Source organism: Agrobacterium vitis (assembly GCF_013426735.1).
Taxonomy (GTDB): domain Bacteria; phylum Pseudomonadota; class Alphaproteobacteria; order Rhizobiales; family Rhizobiaceae; genus Allorhizobium; species Allorhizobium vitis_D.
Genome location: NZ_AP023273.1, coordinates 580509 through 600038, shown reverse-complemented (window position 1 = coordinate 600038; position 19530 = coordinate 580509). Strand labels below are relative to the sequence as shown.

Here is a 19530-nt window from a genome sequence, read left to right as displayed (position 1 = left end):
AAGATTTATCATTCTTAATCTATCGATGTTATAGATTTTAATTATTCAATTGATGCGCCTGTAGCTTGGTTTTTTTCCTCTCTCAATGGGTGAAGAGAAATGAGGGCGCTCAATAAAGCTCATCACGCGCCTGCGAAGACCAGTTTATCAATGCATAGCCCAAGGCGTGCCGGGGTCTTTCAGGTTCGTTTTAAGGTCTAATACGAAGAGTCATTGAAATGACTCTTCGTATTCCTTTTGCAAATATCTCAAGCGACTGATGCATTTGAGAGATTTGCAATGCCTTCAAGGCGAGGATGCGTCAGCATGTCAGAGCCTTGGTATAAAACCGACCCCTTCCCACCGGCTCCAAACCTCAAGAATACGGCTCCGATACAGGCGCAAACGTGGAGAGGTTGATCGCTCTGCGAAGTTCGATGTCGCGTATAGCACATCTGCACTAATGGCCTCTGCCCCGTTTCTGTGCTGAATGCGACATAGACATGTCGACAAATAATATGGGCAATATTGTTATTGTGGAAAACAATGTTGCTTGCAAATATTCACTGGAATACGGGGCGACACGATGATCAAAGAATTCAGTAAGAATTACAGTAATGCAATTCTAGTACAGAGAAGCATATTAGCCAGTGTCGTTCCAAGACTTTCGAAGCCTCTTGCCTTATCATCTCTCACGCTAACCGTTGTCGTATCGTGTTCAGGCGTGAGCCTGGCACAACAGGTCAACTATATACTGGACAGTGGTAGCGTCGAGTGGACGACCAACCAGGTTATCACCGGCGACATGATCATCGGATTGAACAATAAGGGTGTCAGCGCGACAATTACCAATGGCGCAAAGGTATCGGTCGGTTCAGACGCGATGATCGGCAGTTCCGACACCTCTGAGGGAACCGTTACTGTGTCTGGCGCGGGCTCCGAACTGACGGTGGTGCGCACAAATGCGGTGCTGGGTAACACGCTGACAATCGGAGGAAACTGCCTCTCGATTAATTGCCCGTTCGGAGGGGTTGGGACGCTGAATGTGTTGAACGGCGCTAAGGTTGATGCCAGAGAAATTACATTGGCTTCAGGGGTGAACTCGCGCGGCTATCTGACTGTGTCCGGTGCCGGCTCAATCCTTTCCGCCGATAGCTTTTCAGCAAATTCTAGCCTGGACGCAGACGCCACTTTAGCATCGAGGCCTTCCTCTTTCTTTACCGTGGAGAATGGCGCTACCGTTTCGACGAATTCAGCCGGTTTTAACATCTCAGATACCGACGGTGTCGCGAATATGAATATTCGCGGCGCTGGCACGAGCTGGATCAATAGCGGCAATGCCTATGCCAATGGTGCGCTCACGGTTAGCGACGGTGCGACGTTTCAAACGAAATACCTTGATGTAGGCTCCTCAGGCGAAGTGCTGAGTTCTGGCGCCAACACGACAATGACGGTGACGGACAAGATCGACCTGGATGGCAGGCTCGTCGTTGCGGACGGGAGCAAGCTGAACGTTGCCAACACCATCAAGATGACGAAGGATGCGTTTCTGATCTTTGGCGGACGCGTCGACAATACAAAGCTTGGGGCAGATCCCGTTGCTATCGACACCCGGGCAGCCGGGAGCATCAACTCTGAAGCCGTTATCGATTTCGGAAAGACGGAAACAGCGCGTATCGTCTTCAATCACACCGATAGTGGCTATCTACTCTCCAACAAACTCACCGGTAATGGGTCCATTGCCAGCCTCGCAGGGAATACCACTGTCAGCGGCGATCTCACCGAATTCAGCGCTCGTGATAATGTTTCCGGCGGCGTGATCGTGGATGGCGGCAGTAAGCTCACGATCAAGGGCGATCTTGGCACCAAGGTCGCGCCCGATAGTACTACACTTCCATCGAGCAATCAGTTCTGGGTTAAAAATGGCACGCTCGTCATCGGCGGCGAAACGGGCAGTCTCGTCACCAACTATATGGGAACAGAATTCTACACGAGTTCAGTTCAAGTTTGGGGAGACTATATCCGTGATTATAGAGGGCTTTCCAAAGGAGTCTATGGAACTCTGGCGGGCAATGGCACTGTAGGAACCACTTTTATTGATACGGGTGCAACGCTTTCGCCTGGGGACAGCGGCAATCCAATTGGAAGCATGGTGGTGCGCGGTCAACTTGCTTTCAATGATGGTGCGAATTATGCGGTGGACGTCGCTGGCAACGGCCAAAGCGATAGGGTGTCTGTGGAGACACTCAAGACAGCCAATGGAAATATTGTTGACGGCGTTTGGCAGACCTCGGATTCTGGTGGCAAAACGCTAATTGGCCAAAACGTGTCCGTGCAGGTCACGGCTCTCGACGCAGCAACCAGCTATCAGGATGGCCAGACCTATACGATCCTGTCATCGGCTGGCGGCATCCAGGGGCAGTTTGCCCAGGCGATTTCCAAATCCGCATTTCTGGATGTTGCCTTAACTCAAAAAACCAATGAAGTTGACCTGACAATCGCGGTCAAAAACACCACAACACCGACACCCACGCCGGAACCGACACCGGAGCCAACCCCAACGCCGACCCCTGAGCCGACCCCGACCCCGACGCCAGAGCCAACCCCAACGCCGGAGCCGACGCCAAATCCTTCGCCTGGCCTGTTCGATTCCGTTGCCGTAACCGGCAACCAGCGTAATGTGGCCCGGGCTTTGAACACCTTGCAGCAGAGCGGGCAGTCGCTTGCGCTCTATAACAGCCTCTTGCCGTTAAGCGCAGAAGAAGCGCGGCATGCCTTTGAAGCACTATCAGGCGAAGTCCATGCGTCTGCCCTGGGAACCTTGGTCACCAGCAGCACACTGCTGCGCAATTCGGTCAATGATCGGATGCGGGCATCGTTCAATACGGTCGGGGCTCGTTCGGCGCCGGTCATGGCCTATGCGGACGGTGATACCAAATTCGACACGGCTTACAAGGACATGCCGCTCTTTACGGCCTGGGGCCAAGGCTTCGGCGCATGGAACAGCATCGACGGCAATGGCAATGCCGCAGACCTGAGTTCGTCCACCGGCGGTTTCGTGGCGGGTCTCGACATTCCAGTCTCCGCCGATTGGAGATTGGGTGCTGTCGGCGGCTATAGCCGGTCCAGCTTCGATGCCAATGACCGCTCATCCTTTGGCCATAGCGATAACTATCATCTCGGCATGTATGCCGGAGCGCAATATGGTGAATTGTCCTTCCGCTCAGGCCTTACCTATACCTGGCATCAGGTCTCGACCAATCGATCCGTGGCATTCTCCGGTTTCAACGACCATCTGAAAGCTGATTACGACGCTGGCAGCTTCCAGGCCTTTGGTGAACTTGGTTATCGCATTGATGTCAGCACCGTGGCTTTCGAGCCATTTGCCAACCTTACCCATGTTAATGTTCAGAGAGACGGCTTTAATGAGCGTGGTGGGATTGCGGCCTTGTCGAGCCCGAGCGACAGCCTGGACACGACACTGACGACCCTTGGCTTGCGCGCGTCTTCCGATTTCATGCTGGGCGGCTATATCGCAAAAGCCAGAGGCATGCTTGGCTGGCAGCACGCTTTTGGTGACACAGACCCAACCTCACGCCTGGCATTTGTCGGTAGCCAGAGCTACGTCGTCTCCGGCACGCCGCTGACCAAGGATGCGGCCGTTGTCGAACTCGGGCTCGATGTCGGGCTCAGCGATACCGCCACGATCGGCATTGGCTATTCCGGTGAATTCGGTAGCAATGAAACCTCAAACAGCATCAACGCAAAGCTGGATGTCCGTTTCTGATGAAGATCGCCAAAATTGTCGCGATCATGGTGGCCGCTGCTATGGCGTCCACCGTCGCTTTTTCACAAGACAGCAATGGTCGCCCCAATGCTCCGTCTTCGCTTTCCGAAACCTATGAGGACTGGACGGTTGCCTGCTCGAAGCGCAACGAAAGCCGTGTCTGCTCGACATTTCAACGACAGGTGCAGCAAAATGGCCAGCAGGTTCTTGGCATCGAACTCACGCCTGCCGCCGACAAGAGCATAAAGGGTTCGCTGGTTCTGCCTTTTGGGCTGGACCTGGATAAGGGGGTCGCATTTGCGATAGACGATACGCCACCTGGCAAGTCCTCGCGGTTCTCGACATGCCTTCCCTCCGGCTGCCTCGTATCCCTGACCTTTACAGATAAGGGGGCTAACGCATTGAAAAGTGGTAAATCGTTAAAACTCATTGCTTACGCATATGGCGGCGGTGCAGAGGTTCCGTTCACGATTTCCTTGAAAGGTCTGGCAAGCGGGCTCGACAGGATCGCTGTTCTGTCGAAATGAAGGTGTCGCATATGATACAAAGGACACGCCCGGCTGTTTTCATCCGACAGGAATGGACATTCAGCGATACGCGTTGTGTAATGCGAAGAGTCATCGAAAATGACACTTCGTATTCCCTTTGCAAATATCTCAAGTACCTGATGCATTTGAGATATTGGCAATGCCTTTAAGGCGAGGATGCGCAAGCATCTTCAAGCCCTGGTGTACATGGAGATGAAGCGGATCATAAATTTATATGACTGACGAATTCATTATTATCGCTGATGATCACCCGATATTCCGGGAGGGCATTTTCGCTTTGGTTCGGCAGCTTTTGCCGCATTCAAAAATTGCGTCCACCGATACTCTCGACGCCGCTCTTGAAATTGCAAGAGCCAATCCTTTCCCGCCCAGCATGTTCATCCTGGACCTGTTTTTTGAGGGAAACAACATCGTATCGAATTTGCGCGCGCTTCGCGAAGAATTTCGCCTGGCGTCGATTGTCGTGGTCACCATGGCCAGCGACAAAGCTTTGGTCGATACCGTCATGAATGCCGGGATCAACGGGTTCATCAATAAAGCAGCCCTGCCGGATGAGATAAAGGAAATCCTGCGGGCGGTTCGCGAAGGTGACGTCGTTGTTCAGGTGCCGGTATCGACGAATGCCCTTGCCAGTTATGCCAGCCCGGCGCTAAGCCAACGCCAACTCGATGTTTTGCACCTCCTTGCCGAGGGCCGGACCAATAAGGAGATCGCCATCATTCTTGGTATTTCCCCTTTTACGGTTCGCATCCATGTCTCGGCTATCTTCCGCGCACTTGGCGTGGCGACCCGCGCCGGAGCCGTGACCAAGGGGATTGCCATGGGATTGGTGCCGACCTCTTCTGGCTCATCGGAGCGGAACTCCGATTCCAGGTAGCAGGATTGCCGAGCGAAGCTCAGCGGGGCGAACCGGCTTCGAGAGGATCGGTATGTCACTGTCGGCGATATCCTCGATCACTCTTGACGGAGCGTGTCCCGTCATCACCACAGCCGGAACCTTCCAACCGGCAAGCTGGCGCACCCTCGCGATACATTCCGTGCCGGTCATGCGTCCGCCGAGGTCAAAATCCGTTATCAGCAGATCGCAATGGTGCAGCACGGAGGGTATCGCTGTTTCTGCCTGAACCGTACACCCCCATTTGCGCAGCAGACTGGCTGTGGCCAGCAGCACGGCCTCATCGTCTTCAACTAGCAGCACGCGCAGGCCATGAGCCGGATTGGCAACGGGCGAGGTTATCTGCTCCGCGCTCAAAACTTTCATGGGGACGGCAATCTTCAACCCCGACACGGAGATCGCCGTTCCCGCTCCGACGACCGACTTTAATGAGACCTGCAACCCCATCAGGGTGCCGAGGCGCTTGACGATTGCCAAGCCCAGGCCGACCCCGTCGACATCCTTGTCGCCACGCTCACGGACCTGATAAAACTCCTCAAATATGCGAAGGTGATGCTCTGGCGCAATGCCGGGGCCTTGGTCATAGACCTGAATGGTCAGGCTGCCGCCCCTGCGGCGGCAGCCGATCAGGATTTTACGGCCCCCGGCATATTTAATCGCGTTGCTCAGGATATTTTGCAGAATCGTATTCAGCAGCGACCGATCAACCGCAACAAAATGCGTGCAATTGACGAGCCGTAACTGTGATCCGGCTTTTTGCGCGGCCTCCATATTCTGATCGACAACCTCGTTGAGGATATCGGCAATGGACACCGTTTCCATCTGTGGGATCAGTTTGCCACTATCCAGGGTGGAAATGTCGAGCAAGGATTTGAAGAGCCGTGACACGCTTTGCAGCGACCGGTCGATATTGTCGACCATCGCCAGTTCTTCCTGTTTCAGCCCTGCGTCGCGCAGGCAAGCCGTAAACAGGCTGATGGCGTGGATCGGCTGGCGAAGATCATGGCTTGCATGGGCAAGGAACCGCGATTTCGACAGGTTTGCTTCCTGCTCGGCGGCATAGGCACTTTGAAGTCGAAGCAAGAATGCCAATGTGTAGGACGGCGCGAGGATTGCCATCATTATGAATGTCAGCACGACATAAGGGTTCTGCTGCCAATAGACATTGAAATAGGTGGCGATTGCGAAAGAACTCAACGCTAATGCCGTCGCTGGGAGCAAATGCTTGGGGCCGAAACGTAAGCCGCTGACAACCGTGTGCCAGACGACAAGCGCTGCAATCGGAAAAAGTGGCGCCCCGCCGACGGACATCGCAAATGTCGTGAACGCATAATCGAGCAGCGTCACGATGGTTCGCCGCAGCACGTTGACGCCTGGCCGCAGAACGATCCACAGGAGCAGCAAGAAGGAATAGGGGATGTAGATCGAAAACAGCCAATAAAAACTGCGCGCTTCGGGAGGCGTTGCACCATTTGCAACCAGAGGCATGACGTAGGCAACGATGATAAAGATGACGGCAATGCGCATGATCGCCTGCGCCCGCTCGGTATCGAACGAAGCGTCGTTGCGCATGCCGAAAAGCCGGATAAAACCGTTGGATTTCAAATCATTTTTCCGTTTGGTTGACTCTACAATATCCGCTTTGGTGTCGTCTCTTGCCCAACAGGCATGGCGCTATCCCTGTTTAACCCTTAGTGCAATCAGGATTCAATGGCGACGTAACCTGCTGCGTTGCTGTACCGCTAAAGTGTAGCTTATCGAGGATGGTGTGCCCGGTTGCCAGTGCGACTTCATCCGCCGATGGTCAATTTCGGGTAACTGGAGAAAATTGTTGCAAAGGCCTTTCCGGCTCAGCAATACGCCTCCACTCGGCGCGGCAGTAAACGGTGCGCCTGGCTTTGAATGTGAAGGGGATACAAAGGGTAAGGCGATAAGGCGCTGTATTTCGCCAAGGCGGCATTGCCGCGAGGTCGGCAGGGGATGCCATCAAACTGACAGGACGCGGCAGATGCCGCGTCCCATCGATGTCATCGATCAGACCAGATCGAAACGATCGGCGTTCATCACTTTCGTCCAGGCCGCAACGAAGTCTTTGACGAACTTTTCCTTGATATCCGACTGCGCATAGACTTCCGCCAAGGCGCGAAGCTGCGAGTGCGATCCGAAGATCAGATCCACGCGCGTCCCGGTCCAAAGCAGTTCGCCACTCTTGCGATCTCGTCCTTCATAAACGCCCTCTTTGCCTGCAACCGGCGCCCACTGTGTGCGCATGTCGAGCAGGTTGACGAAGAAATCATTCGTCAGCGTCTCGGGATTGCGTGTGAGAACACCATGTTCCGGCTGGCCGGCCTTCAACACGCGCAGACCACCGATGAGAACGGTCATTTCAGGTGCTGTCAGGGTCAGAAGCTGTGCACGGTCGACAAGTGCTTCTTCCGGCTTCATGAATTGATGCCCGCTCAAATAGTTGCGGAAAGCATCGGCGCGTGGCTTCAATGCATTGAAGGAGGCGACATCGGTCTGCTCCTGCGACGCATCTGTCCGGCCGGGTGTAAACGGCACGATAACATCGTGACCGCCAGCCTTGGCTGCTTTCTCAACGCCTGCGGCACCGGCAAGCACGATCAGATCGGCCAGGGAAATCTTTTTACCCCCGGATTGCGCAGCATTAAATTCCTGCTGGATCCCTTCGAAAACGCCAAGGACCTTGGTAAGCTGCGCAGGGTGGTTGACGTCCCAGTCCTTCTGCGGCGCAAGACGGATACGGGCGCCATTGGCGCCGCCGCGCTTGTCAGAACCCCGGAAGGTCGAAGCCGATGCCCATGCCGTCGAAACCAGTTCCTGCACCGAAAGACCGGAAGCCAGAACCTTGGCTTTCAGATCGGCCACATCCCTATCGTCGACAAGCGGATGATCGACGGGAGGAATGACATCCTGCCAGATGAGATCTTCTGACGGCACTTCCGGACCGACATAACGAACCTTTGGCCCCATGTCGCGGTGGGTCAGTTTGAACCAGGCGCGGGCGAAAGCATCAGCGAACTGATCGGGGTTTTCCAGGAAGCGGCGCGAGATCTTTTCGTAAGCCGGATCGAAACGCAACGACAGGTCTGTCGTCAGCATGGTTGGAAGATGCTTTTTGGACGGATCGTGGGCATCCGGGATGGAAGCTTCGGCGTTCTTGGCCTTCCACTGATGGGCGCCAGCCGGGCTTTTTGTCAGTTCCCATTCGAAGTTGAAGAGGTTTTCGAAGAAGAAATTGCTCCAGCGAGTCGGGGTCTGTGTCCAGGTGACTTCAGGGCCGCCGGTGATCGTGTCGGCACCAAAGCCAGTGCCGAATTTGCTTTTCCAGCCGAGGCCCTGATCTTCAAGCGCGCCGCCTTCCGGCTCGGCACCGATCAAAGACGGGTCGCCCGCGCCATGCGTCTTTCCGAATGTGTGACCGCCGGCGATCAACGCGACGGTTTCCTCGTCGTTCATTGCCATACGGCTAAACGTTTCGCGAATGTCACGGGCCGCAGCGATCGGATCCGGATTGCCATTGGGGCCTTCCGGGTTGACATAGATAAGGCCCATCTGCACGGCGCCGAGCGGCTCGGACAGCTGGCGTTCGCCACTGTAGCGTTCATCACCCAACCATGTGCCTTCCGGGCCCCAGAACAGTTCTTCTGGTTCCCATGTGTCAGCACGGCCGCCAGCGAAACCAAAGGTCTTGAAGCCCATGGATTCCAGCGCAACGTTGCCGGTCAGAACGAAGAGATCGGCCCAGGAAATCTTGTTGCCGTATTTCTGCTTGATCGGCCAGAGCAGACGACGTGCCTTGTCCAGATTGGCATTGTCCGGCCAGCTGTTGAGCGGCGCGAAACGCTGCTGCCCGGCACCTGCGCCGCCGCGGCCATCGGTGATGCGATAGGTGCCGGCGCTGTGCCATGCCATGCGGACGAAGAGGCCGCCGTAATGGCCGAAGTCGGCTGGCCACCAATCCTGAGAATCGGTCATCAGCGCATGAAGATCACTCTTCAGGGCTTCATAGTCGAGCTTCTTGAATTCTTCGGCATAGTCGAAGTCAGGACCCATCGGGTCGGCGATCTTGTTCTTTTGATGAAGGATCTGCACATCGAGCTGTTCAGGCCACCAATCGCGGTTGCCCCGACCCTTCGCGCCAGCTGGCCCGTGCGCAACCGGACATTTTCCAGCAGTTTCAACCTTGGTATCCATAGGATTCTCCCTTGATATCCTAATACGTCATCCATTCAGGGGCATCTTCCGTCGACCGTTCAATTTCATAATCTCGATTATGTGCTCTCGTATGACGGTTCGCCCGATTTTCACCGGGAAATGGCATAAAGGGCCTGACGGAAATTATCCCTAGCCTCTTCATAGAGGAGGTCGATGTTAAATTTAAGTTGGATTTATTGATAGGCACGATAAGCAAAACCTATCAGCGGCGTTATGTTAAAACTGCTCAGTTCTTTTGCAACCAACGTGATCAGAATTGGTTGTTCGTAGCGAGATGCGTTCGGCTGAAATTTCCGTTTGCCGCTTTCCACCCACCGCGTTATTGAGCACGACAGGGGGGATCGGGGGACTTCACACCTATGGACAGATAGCGTTTGCACGTCGGCATTCGGCAGGCTGCGGACAGCATGCTCCAGTTAGTTGGTTTGTGTACTGAATAAAACCAAACCGGTGCTAGAAATGAAGAAAGATGATGAAAATGCTGTCACTCCCCGCCATTCTCGGTATCTCACTCGGCGCTGCTGGTTTTGCAGCTTTCAGTCGAAAGAACAAACCTTGGAGTGCTCTTAAAAGGATCGGCTATTTTATTGTGGTGGCGATCGGAATTTTGCTGGTCATGCTGGCTTTGAATTTCGGACTCTACTACTCCAATCGCGTTTCCTGATCCGGCAAGCAATTGGTAAGGCCGCTTTAATTAACCAATAAAGCCTGTCTGGTTGAGCGCGAACCTGACAGGCGTCTAATACGAAGAATCATTGAAAATGACTCTTCGTATTCCCTTTGAAAATATCTCAAGCCTCTGATGCATTTGAGGTATTTTCAATTTTTCAAGTCGAGGATGCGTCAGCATCTTCGAGACTTGGTATAAGACGCTGTCGCGCAAGCGGTGCCTTTGCGACGAAATTATAGCCTGCGCGCTATGGCTCTATCATCCGCTTGGATCATTGAAAAAGTTAATGAGACGCCAGCAGCCTGGCATCGACCTTGATGACTGCTTTGCGGATCGCCGAGGGGGCTCCGATCTCGCAGCAAGGACGGTGAAACTCTCCCGGGAAGAACACGATGAAATCGTCGGCGCTAAGCTCCACAGAATACTCACTGGGTCGTGCGGGATAAAAGGCGATATCCTGCGTCTCCAGTCGGTCGTCAATCGGAACAAGGTGAGGGTCGGGAAAGGCTACGCCATAGGCTTCCCGTCCCTCAAGCAGGATTTGGATATCGATATAGCGGCGATGAGCCTCTGGCCGAAGCTGGTTGGCCGGTTTGGTCGATAGTTCCTGGATCAGCAGGAAAATGTCCTCGCCGTCGATCTCATGTCGTCCCGTGGGCAGGTTGGGCAGATCGAGAGCCGTGACGGCCTCTATGGCGCTGATGATACAGGCCGGCAAAGTGGCGCGGTAAAATTGCCAATGATGAAGAGAGCCGGTGATCATGGGAAATCTCCTGAAATAATAGGGAATGCGGGTTGAAGCCGAGATCAGAACGCGTTTGGCGCTTCTGATCTCGATGACGGCACTCGCCTCAGAGTTTGGCGATCCGGTTGCGGAAATGCTTCGTACCGTCGATAATTTTGTCCAGCACGGCATCCAGTGCCCAGAAGCGCTCCCGAATGTCATAATCGATCACCCGGCAGCGAATGCTGTCAAAGGTGCCAATCCGCTGGTGGTAAAGCTTGGCAAGCGCCGGATAGCCGAGAGCTTCCGAAACAGCCGACAGCACCAGGAAGGTGGCCAGCTCTTCAGCGAGTTGTGGATGCTTTTCACCCTCACGCCACAGCCAGTTGTAAAGATCGGGGTGGAAATTGGTGAAAACGCCGTTGAAGCCCGGCACGCCAGCCTTCATCGCATCCCAGGCAATGGCCGCATTGGCATTGAGGATTTTCAGCGGTGTGCCTTTGGTCAGTTCGAGGCGACGCTTGACCGTATCAAGATCGCAGCTGACATCCTTGAGCATGATGAAACGACCAGTATGGGCGCAATAGGTCAGCTCTTCATCACTTAGCAAACGGCGATAGGGGGCCGGGCATTCGTAAAGACCAAGCGGCAGGTCCTCCGGCAGCACGGACAGCAGCTTCTCCAGCGTTGCCTTGAAGACAGCTGTGCCTTCTTTCTTGGGGTCGAGATGGTTGGTCACGAGGATTAGCCCATCTGCGCCAACCCGGCTCATGGCCTGCAATTCCTCAATCTGCTTGTCCAGATCGTCGCTGATATGACCGGATACAACGACCGGAAGTCGGCCCGCCGCCTTTTCCACCACGAAACGGCCCAGCGCCACACGCTCATCCAGCGACAAGAACATCATTTCGCTGGACTGGCACACTGCGAACAAGGCCCCGGAGCCATTGGCGACATACCATTCGATGAGGCGTTCCAGACCGGGGTAATCGATCTGCCCATCCTCAAGAAAAGGCGTGAGCATGACGGGAATAATGCCTTGGATAGATTGAGCTTTGCTGGTCATCATCAATGTCCGTTATTGGATTTCGAATGCGCTTTCCGGGATCTCCCGGAAAGCGGTATGTCAGGGAAAAGCGGTTGGCCTCATGACTGGTCCATCGGTTCACGAACCAGGAAGAAGTAGCTGGCGGCACCAACGAATGCGATGGCAGCTCCGGTGAGCAAGGCGGGTACGAAAGACGAGTATTCCGCAATGAAACCCGTTGCGATCGGAGCCAGCGAGCCACCCAGGAAGCCGCCGAAATTTTGTAGCGACCCCAGCGATGCCACCCGGTTTTTCGGGGCAACAGCAGTTACCAGCGCCCATGAGCAGGCAGAGGCGGCATTGGTGAGGAAGATCACCACGGAAATGCAGAAAATCGCGATGTTGTTGTCGGCAACCAGCGCCGCAGGCACGGTGAAGGCAGCCATGCCGAGCATGGCGATGACAACAGGAATGCGACGACCACGGACCGGTGAAGCCTCGGTTTTCTTAATGATCTTGTCCGACAGCCAGCCAGCCACGAGGCAGCCGATAAAGCCGCAGAAGAACGGCACAGAGGCCATGAAACCGGTGCGGGCAAGGCTCATGTGCCGTTCATTGACCAGATAGGAAGGCAACCAGCTGAGATAGACCCAATTGAGATAGACATTGCCGAAATAGCCAAGGATCATGCCCCAGGTGGCGCGATAGGAAAACAGCTGGCCCCAATCGGCAAGTGTCACCTTCTGCTGCTTTTCTTCCGTTTCCGAAGAGAGGTACGAGCGCTCCGCAGCGGTCAGCCCCATGTCCTTTGGATCGCGATAGAACAGGAACCAGAGTGCGGCCATGACTAGGCCAGCGGCACCGGTGATGATGAAGACCCAGCGCCAATCCAGAACGATCAGAAGCTGTGTCAGGAGCAGAGGCGCGATAGCTGTGCCCAGTGGAGAGGCTGAATTGAAGATGCCTGTTGGCACGCCGCGCTTACTCACCGGGAACCAGTTGCTGACAACCCGGGCAGCCGACGGAAATTGCGGCGCTTCACCAATGCCCAAACCGATACGGCTCAGGATAAACTGGGTAAAGGACGTGACAAAACCTCCGGCAGCCTGGGCCAGCGACCAGAACACCAGACCGAAACCCAAAAGGCGACGTGGTCCAAGACGGTCAACCATTGCTCCCACCGGAAGCTGCGCCAGCGCATAGCTCCAGGAAAATGCCGAGAGCAGGAGGCCCATTTCACCGAGGGTCAAACCCATGTCTTCGGTGATCCGATGATTGGCAACCGCCAGCGTCCCACGATCCATGTAATTGATGACGCCAGCCACCACCAGCAGGCAAAGCGAGGTGATCTGCATGCGCCGGACACGCGGCGGTGCCTTGGCTTGGATCGACCCCAGCGGGGCCGAGGGCTCGGAACTGACAATGGTGCTCATGACGTCTCTCCTCCTTGGATGTCCGTTGCGGTTGGAGTATCCGGCGTCGCCTTTGGATTACCGTGCTGTGGGGATTGAAAGATCTCCCCCATGGCAATCGCAAGCTCCTCCCCGCGACTGTATGTAAGCGCTTACATGAGATTATTTCAAAAATCTGTCAACGGGCTTTTTGCTCCAAAAGACCGGCGTTCAACTTTAAATCGGTTAGTATTGCGCCACCTTCAGATGCGGTGGCATTTCAGGCGGATGTTTTTCAAGCTAGAGTTTCCAAAGGAAAAGTGGAAACCGACTTTCCCGAAACGATATACGGTAATGCCTTCAAGGTGAGGATGCGGGAGCATCTTCGACGCTTGGTATAAGTGGAAGACGTAATGACTGGAACGCCCGAGCAGCCTGGATCGCCTGTGAAACGCACCCGTGAAGGCAGCGGCAGGGCAAGGCTGGAGGAGGTTGCGCGCCGGGCTTGCGTTTCGACAGCCACGGTTTCTCGTGCGTTCAACACGCCCGAAAGGGTTTCTCCTGAAACACGCGAGCGCATTTTCTCAACCGCCAAGGCCCTGGGTTGGGTTCCCAATGCTGCGGGCCGGGCTTTGGCATCGAATCGCACCCATATTGCCGGCGTCATCATCCCAACGCTGGACAATGAAATCTTCTCCCATCAGGTCGGTGCAATGCAGCGGGTGTTTGCTGAACACGGATTGAACCTTCTCATCGCCTGTTCGAATTACGATCCTGAACTGGGTTTCCAGCAGGCGAAAGCCATGATCGAGCGCGGTGTGGAGGCGCTGGCGCTGGCTGGCGAATCCCATCCTCAGGCGCTCTACGACAATCTGGACAATCTCGGCATTCCCTATGTGCTGACCTATGCCTATCGACAGCGTGCCTCGCATGCCATGGTGGGCTTCGACAATGCCGCAGCTTTTGCCCGGATGACCGATTATCTTCTAGGCCTTGGCCATCGACGCATCGCTGTCGTCATGCAGCCCAAAGACAATAATGACCGCGTGGTCGCGCGCCTCAGTGGCATCACAACTGCTCTTAGCGCAGCAGGATTGGAACTTTCGCCCGATCATTTGATCAGCGACAAGGCCAGTCTGGATTTTGGCATCGAAAGCGCCAAGCGGCTCGCGCAAGAGCCAACGGACATCCGTCCGACTGCGATCATTTGTGGAAACGATACTCTGGCACTCGGCGTGCTGATGGGCCTGGCACAGATGGGAGCAAGCGTTCCCGGCGATTTTTCGGTGACGGGTTTCGACGATCTGGAACTCTCGTCCCGACTGTCTCCGGCACTTACCACGATGTTTGTCGATAATAAGGAAATCGGTCGCATTGCCGCAGAACAACTCGTTCTGTGTCTTGGAGGCGAGATAGCCTCGCCTCAATCCCGGGAAATATCGGTCAGCTTGCATATTCGGGAAAGTACAGCGGCCCCGCCAACGAGATAGACTGTATCAGCGTGCCGGGTGACAGACTTGCCAATCGATGGTGATTGCCCGGAGCGGCCAACGATACAAAGAGGAATGGCCGGTCAATCTAAACCTGACAGACTCTCGTGCACCCACGCATTCACTTCGTTCATGCTTTCGTGCACTCATTTTTTGTTTATGCATCAATCCAAACTCGGCTGAAGCCTCCGTTTGGATCGATGCACTAGCAGCAGAATTGCCGTTATAAGAATGGGTGACAATTTGTTTGCCCTGTAGACCGGTCTGATTGCTAATGACGATTGTACCGTACCGATTAAATCCTGTTCCAGCCGATGCCAGTATCGGATGCCGAGTGATTTGGCCCAACGGTCGTGCTCACATCGGTAACGAGCGAGCCAACGTGATCGGTTCTCTGTTGAATTTGGAAACTTGCCAGCGGCTTTCACCAGCACCTCCATGGCGGAGCTTTGGCCCTCAACACATTCAGTGCCGCCTGTCGTCTCTCTTGTCCGGTTTTCCACATCCTCCTTTTGCCTTGCAATTTTCCACCATCACGGGAAAAAATGAAAAACCATTTCTTATAAAACATTAAATCTACCTATTTAATGGATAAATAAGAATTGGAGCTGACGATCTACCATGACCTATGCCCTTAGCCTGCTTGACAAAAGCCCGGTCGAACCGGGTGCAGTCGCCGCTGATGCCTTGAAAGCCACGGTCGCTCTTGCCTTGCGCGCCGAAGACCTTGGCTATCGGCGCTTCTGGCTTGCGGAACATCACAACCTGCCGGCGCTTGCCAGTTCGGCGCCAGAGGCGCTGATTGCCTATCTCCTGGCCAGGACGTCGCGGCTCAGAATCGGTTCCGGCGGGGTCATGCTTCAGCATTACAGCGCCTATAAGGTTGCAGAAACCTTCAACCTGCTGGCGGCGCTGGCGCCGGGCCGGGTTGATCTGGGTGTCGGCAAGGCGCCGGGTGGATTTCCCTACGCCACCCATGCCCTGCAAGCCGGTCGGAAAGCGGCTGCCCCTGCCGATTTCGAGGAACAGCTTGAGGATTTGAACCGCTATCTGCTGGCGGATGCCGCTGCTGCCAATGCCTTGCTGGCAACGCCGGTGCCGCCCGTTCCGGCAGAGCGTTTCCTGCTTGGTGCCAGTGTCGCGAGCGCAAAGCTGGCTGCGGCAAAAGGCTGGACGCTGGTTTTCGCCGGTCATTTGAATGGCGACCAGCACAATCTGCAGGAGACCTTCGATGTTTATCGTCGTGAAACCGGTGGCAAAGTTCCCGTTCTGGCTCTGGCCGCTTTGGCGACCGACGCGGAAGAGACGGCGAGAAGCCTCGTCGCTGACATCAAGATCTTCAAGGTGATTCTGGCCAATGGTCAAAGCGTCAATGTCGGTAATCCCGAACAGGCCGCCGAGTTTGCTCGTCAGTCCGGCGTGTCGGATTACCGGGTTGAAGAAAAAAACCCGCATGTTCTGGCAGGCACGGGCGAGCAAGTCCGCAAGGAGCTCGATGCCCTTCATGCCACGCTTGGAGTGAGCGAATTCATCATCGACATCCCCGTTCCGCAGTCGGCTCTTCGGCTGAATGCCATTGAGTTGATTGCTGGTTCGCGCCTGTCTCTTGCCGCCTGATTTTAGAGAAAGATGTTCCCATGAGCAAGAAATCCATCAATTTTGGCGTGATGTTGCACGGTCCGGGCGGTCACATGAATGCCTGGAAACATCCAAGCGTTCCCGCTGACGCCAGCGTCAACTTTTCCTTTTATGTGGAGACGGCCCGCAAGGCGGAAGCCGCAGGCCTCGCCTTCGCCTTTGTCGCTGACGGACTGTATATCAACGAGCATTCCATTCCGCATTTTCTCAACCGGTTCGAACCGATTGCCATTCTCTCGGCGCTGGCCGCTTCCACCTCGAAAATCGGGCTGGTTGGGACGATTTCCACGTCCTATTCGGACCCGTTTACCGTCGCCCGGCAATTTGCCTCTATCGATCATATCAGCGGCGGACGGGCCGGATGGAATGCGGTGACAACGCCGCTGGAAGGCTCTGGCCGCAATTACAGCCGCGAACATCCCGAGCATTCGCTGCGCTACCAGATTGCCGAGGAATATCTGGACGTGGTCAAGGGATTGTGGGACAGCTGGGACGATGATGCCTTCGTGCGCGACCGCGATACGGGTGCATTCTTTGACCGGGAAAAGCTGCACCGGCTGGACCATAAGGGCCGCTTCTTCCGCGTCGAGGGGCCGCTCAATATTGGCCGTTCCCGGCAGGGTCAACCGGTGGTGTTTCAGGCTGGGTCTTCGGATTCAGGCATTCATCTGGCGGGCAAACATGCCGATGCCGTCTTTACCAATGGTGCGAGTTTCGAAGAAGGGCAGGCCTTTGCCAAGCAAGTCAAGCAGAGCGCCATTGCCCAAGGCCGTAGCGCCAGCGATGTGCTGATTTTCCCCGGCATCGGGCCGATTGTTGGTGCAACGCAGGAAGAAGCGGATGAAAAATATCGGGCCATCAGCGCCTTGGTGACGATTGAAGAAGCATTGCTGTTTTTGGGCCGGTTCTTCGATCATCATGATTTCCGCCAGTATCCGCTGGATGAGCCTTTCCCGGAGCTTGGTGATCTCGGCAAGAACAGTTTCCGCTCCACCACCGACAAGATCAAGAAAAACGCCAGAGAAAAGGGCCAGACCTTGCGCGACGTGGCGCTGGAGGCCGCAACGCCGCGCAGCACCTTTGTCGGAACACCCGACCGGATTGCTGATGAGATCATCCGCTGGGTCGATGGCGGTGCTGCCGATGGGTTCATTCTGGGCTTTCCGGTCATCACGGAAGGACTGGATGACTTTGTCGCGCATGTGCTGCCACGTCTTGAAGCGCGGGGCTATTTTGATCGCCCTCTACAGGGTGACACGTTGCGCGATCATCTCGGCCTGCCTTTCCGTGAAAGCCGCTATTTGGCCAAGACTGATGACCAGACAACAAGGGCAGCCAGCGCCTAAGCGCATCGGCTGAAAGCAACCATGAACATCGCCATTGACAGTCCCCTGGTCCAAGACCGGGCGGCAAGGAAGATCCGTACCTATTTGAATGAGATCATCGCCTTTCGGCGGGAACTCCATCAAAATCCGGAATTGGCCTTTCAGGAAAAGCGCACCAGCAATTTGGTCGTCTCCCATCTGGCCTCCTTTGGCTATCAAGTGGAGCATGGCATTGCCGGAACGGGTATCGTCGCCAGCCTGAAAAAGGGGAGTGGTAGCCGTATTATCGGTCTTCGCGCTGATATGGACGCCTTGCCCATTCAAGAAGCGACAGGGCTTGCCCATGCCAGCCGCACCAAAGGCGTCATGCATGCCTGCGGCCATGATGGGCATACCGCCATCCTGGTTGCGGCGGCCCGCTATCTGGCCGAGACAAGTGAATTCGATGGCACGGTACGGCTGATTTTTCAGCCCGCCGAAGAGATCGGCGCGGGCGCGAAAAAACTGCTGGCCGAGGGCTTGTTCGAGCGCTTTCCCGTCGATGCAGTGTTTGGCCTGCACAATTGGCCGGATGTTCCCGCCGGTCATTTCGGTTTCGTGCCGGGTCCCGCCATGGCCTCCGTCGATCAGGCCCATATCACCGTGGTCGGCAAGGGTGGCCATGGGGCGGAACCGCATCGGGGCGTCGATCCAGTACTGGCGTCGGCCTCGTTGATCACCGCCCTACAAAGCATCGTATCGCGCAATGTCGATCCGCGTGAAATGGCGGTAATTACCGTTGGCTCGATCCATGGCGGTTCGGCGTCCAATGTCATTCCCGAAAGTGTCGAGTTGAAGCTGACGGTGCGCACGTTCAGCGAAGATGTCAGGCAACAGCTCAGCGAACGCATCCCGGCACTGGCGCGTGCCCAGGCCGAAAGCTTCGGGGCGAGGGCAGAGGTCGATTATCGCTTCGGTTTTCCGCCCGTTCTCAATCATGCCGATGAAACCGCCTTTGCCCGCCAGGTGGCGGTGCAAACCTTCGGTGATGACAGGGTGATTGCCGATTTCAAACCGCGCACCGCAAGCGAGGACTTTGCTTTTCTGCTGCAGGCGCGGCCCGGCAGCTATCTGTTCGTCGGCAATGGTGACAGCGCTCCGCTGCACAGCGCGTCCTATGACTTCAACGACGAGATCATTCTGCCCGCCGCTCACTACTGGGTGCGGCTGGTGGAAAGCTACCTGTCATCCCCGGTTTCGACCGCCACTCTCTAGAGGATGTGCACCGCCATGACCGATACATTCGTTTACACCTCGCCGCTCGATCCCTTGGCCAAGCCGCTGATCGACGATCTGATCCGTGAATATGACAGCCGCTACGGGACGTTTTTCAGCGCGGAGGGCGCGCTAGAGGAAATCAACCGCTATCCTGCGGAAGCTTTTCAGCCGCCGTTCGGCACTTTCCTGTTGCTGCTGCGCGATGGCCAGCCGATCAGCGGGGGTGCCTTCAAGTTCTATGACGAGACCACCGCCGAGTTCAAACGCATCTGGACCCATCCCGATTATCGGTGCCAGGGGCTTGCACGCATCGTACTGGAAGAACTGGAAGCCCAGGCAGCGCGGCAGGGCTATGAACGCATCTACCTCACCACCGGTTTTCGCCAGCCGGAGGCGGTCGGGCTCTACCTGAAGAATGGCTATAGCGCCCTGTTCGATCCGGCGGTCGATCCCGAAATCCATCGGACACTGCCTTTCGAGAAGGACATCCGCCATCTCGTGGCAGGCGATGAAAAGCCGCAGCTTCGCCCGGAGCGCCGTGCGGTCTCCGTATAGTTCTT

At 55.6% G+C, this 19530-nt stretch carries 14 protein-coding genes; 9 read left to right on the top strand and 5 right to left on the bottom strand.

The window, feature by feature from the left end:
* The first annotated feature begins 703 nt into the window (after positions 1–703).
* The 3 genes from H1Y61_RS19940 to H1Y61_RS19930 all read left to right on the top strand — a co-directional run bounded on the left by H1Y61_RS19940 (position 704) and on the right by H1Y61_RS19930 (position 5191).
* Positions 704–3766, top strand: coding sequence for an autotransporter domain-containing protein (locus H1Y61_RS19940; RefSeq protein ID WP_180574554.1), 3063 nt, complete (start codon positions 704–706; stop codon positions 3764–3766).
* Entirely contained in the window at positions 3766–4293 is a 528-nt protein-coding gene (locus H1Y61_RS19935; protein WP_174112303.1) for an invasion associated locus B family protein, read from the top strand. Before H1Y61_RS19940 ends, H1Y61_RS19935 begins: the two co-directional genes overlap by 1 nt.
* Before the next feature lie 235 nt (positions 4294–4528).
* Positions 4529–5191: a response regulator transcription factor gene (locus H1Y61_RS19930; protein WP_174112304.1), complete on the top strand. Its 663-nt coding sequence runs from the start codon at positions 4529–4531 to the stop codon at positions 5189–5191.
* Here H1Y61_RS19930 and H1Y61_RS19925 read toward each other — a convergent pair.
* A complete protein-coding gene (locus H1Y61_RS19925) occupies positions 5162–6814 on the bottom strand; it encodes an ATP-binding response regulator (protein WP_234903427.1) in 1653 nt (550 codons plus the stop codon). The genes H1Y61_RS19930 and H1Y61_RS19925 overlap by 30 nt on opposite strands.
* A gap of 429 nt (positions 6815–7243) precedes the next feature.
* A complete protein-coding gene (gene katG, locus H1Y61_RS19920; RefSeq protein ID WP_174112305.1) occupies positions 7244–9427 on the bottom strand; it encodes a catalase/peroxidase HPI in 2184 nt (727 codons plus the stop codon).
* A 490-nt stretch (positions 9428–9917) separates the two neighbouring features.
* On the opposite strand from katG, the gene H1Y61_RS19915 reads away from it, so the two are divergent.
* Positions 9918–10112 carry a hypothetical protein gene (locus H1Y61_RS19915; RefSeq protein WP_041698435.1) on the top strand — a complete coding sequence of 65 codons (195 nt, stop codon included), beginning with the start codon at positions 9918–9920 and terminating at the stop codon, positions 10110–10112.
* A 289-nt stretch (positions 10113–10401) separates the two neighbouring features.
* Here H1Y61_RS19915 and H1Y61_RS19910 read toward each other — a convergent pair whose 3' ends face one another.
* The 3 genes from H1Y61_RS19910 to H1Y61_RS19900 form a co-directional block, all read right to left on the bottom strand.
* A complete protein-coding gene (locus H1Y61_RS19910) occupies positions 10402–10881 on the bottom strand; it encodes a YhcH/YjgK/YiaL family protein (RefSeq protein ID WP_174112306.1) in 480 nt (159 codons plus the stop codon).
* 88 nt (positions 10882–10969) lie between these two features.
* On the bottom strand, positions 10970–11911 hold the full coding sequence (locus H1Y61_RS19905) for a dihydrodipicolinate synthase family protein (RefSeq protein WP_197971654.1): 942 nt from the start codon (positions 11909–11911) through the stop codon (positions 10970–10972).
* A 77-nt stretch (positions 11912–11988) separates the two neighbouring features.
* A complete protein-coding gene (locus tag H1Y61_RS19900) occupies positions 11989–13302 on the bottom strand; it encodes an MFS transporter (RefSeq protein WP_174112307.1) in 1314 nt (437 codons plus the stop codon).
* A gap of 371 nt (positions 13303–13673) precedes the next feature.
* Here H1Y61_RS19900 and H1Y61_RS19895 point away from each other — a divergent pair, with 371 nt between their 5' ends.
* The 5 genes from H1Y61_RS19895 to H1Y61_RS19875 all read left to right on the top strand — a co-directional run bounded on the left by H1Y61_RS19895 (position 13674) and on the right by H1Y61_RS19875 (position 19525).
* Positions 13674–14750 carry a LacI family DNA-binding transcriptional regulator gene (locus H1Y61_RS19895; RefSeq protein WP_174112308.1) on the top strand — a complete coding sequence of 359 codons (1077 nt, stop codon included), beginning with the start codon at positions 13674–13676 and terminating at the stop codon, positions 14748–14750.
* 621 nt (positions 14751–15371) lie between these two features.
* Positions 15372–16367: an MsnO8 family LLM class oxidoreductase gene (locus H1Y61_RS19890; protein WP_180574553.1), complete on the top strand. Its 996-nt coding sequence runs from the start codon at positions 15372–15374 to the stop codon at positions 16365–16367.
* 20 nt (positions 16368–16387) lie between these two features.
* Positions 16388–17734 carry an LLM class flavin-dependent oxidoreductase gene (locus H1Y61_RS19885; RefSeq protein WP_180574552.1) on the top strand — a complete coding sequence of 449 codons (1347 nt, stop codon included), beginning with the start codon at positions 16388–16390 and terminating at the stop codon, positions 17732–17734.
* Between the two features lie 21 nt (positions 17735–17755).
* Positions 17756–18967, top strand: coding sequence for a M20 aminoacylase family protein (locus tag H1Y61_RS19880; RefSeq protein WP_180575186.1), 1212 nt, complete (start codon positions 17756–17758; stop codon positions 18965–18967).
* 15 nt (positions 18968–18982) lie between these two features.
* Complete coding sequence (locus H1Y61_RS19875; protein ID WP_180575185.1) at positions 18983–19525, top strand: GNAT family N-acetyltransferase; 543 nt, start codon at positions 18983–18985, stop codon at positions 19523–19525.
* Positions 19526–19530: the final 5 nt, after the last annotated feature.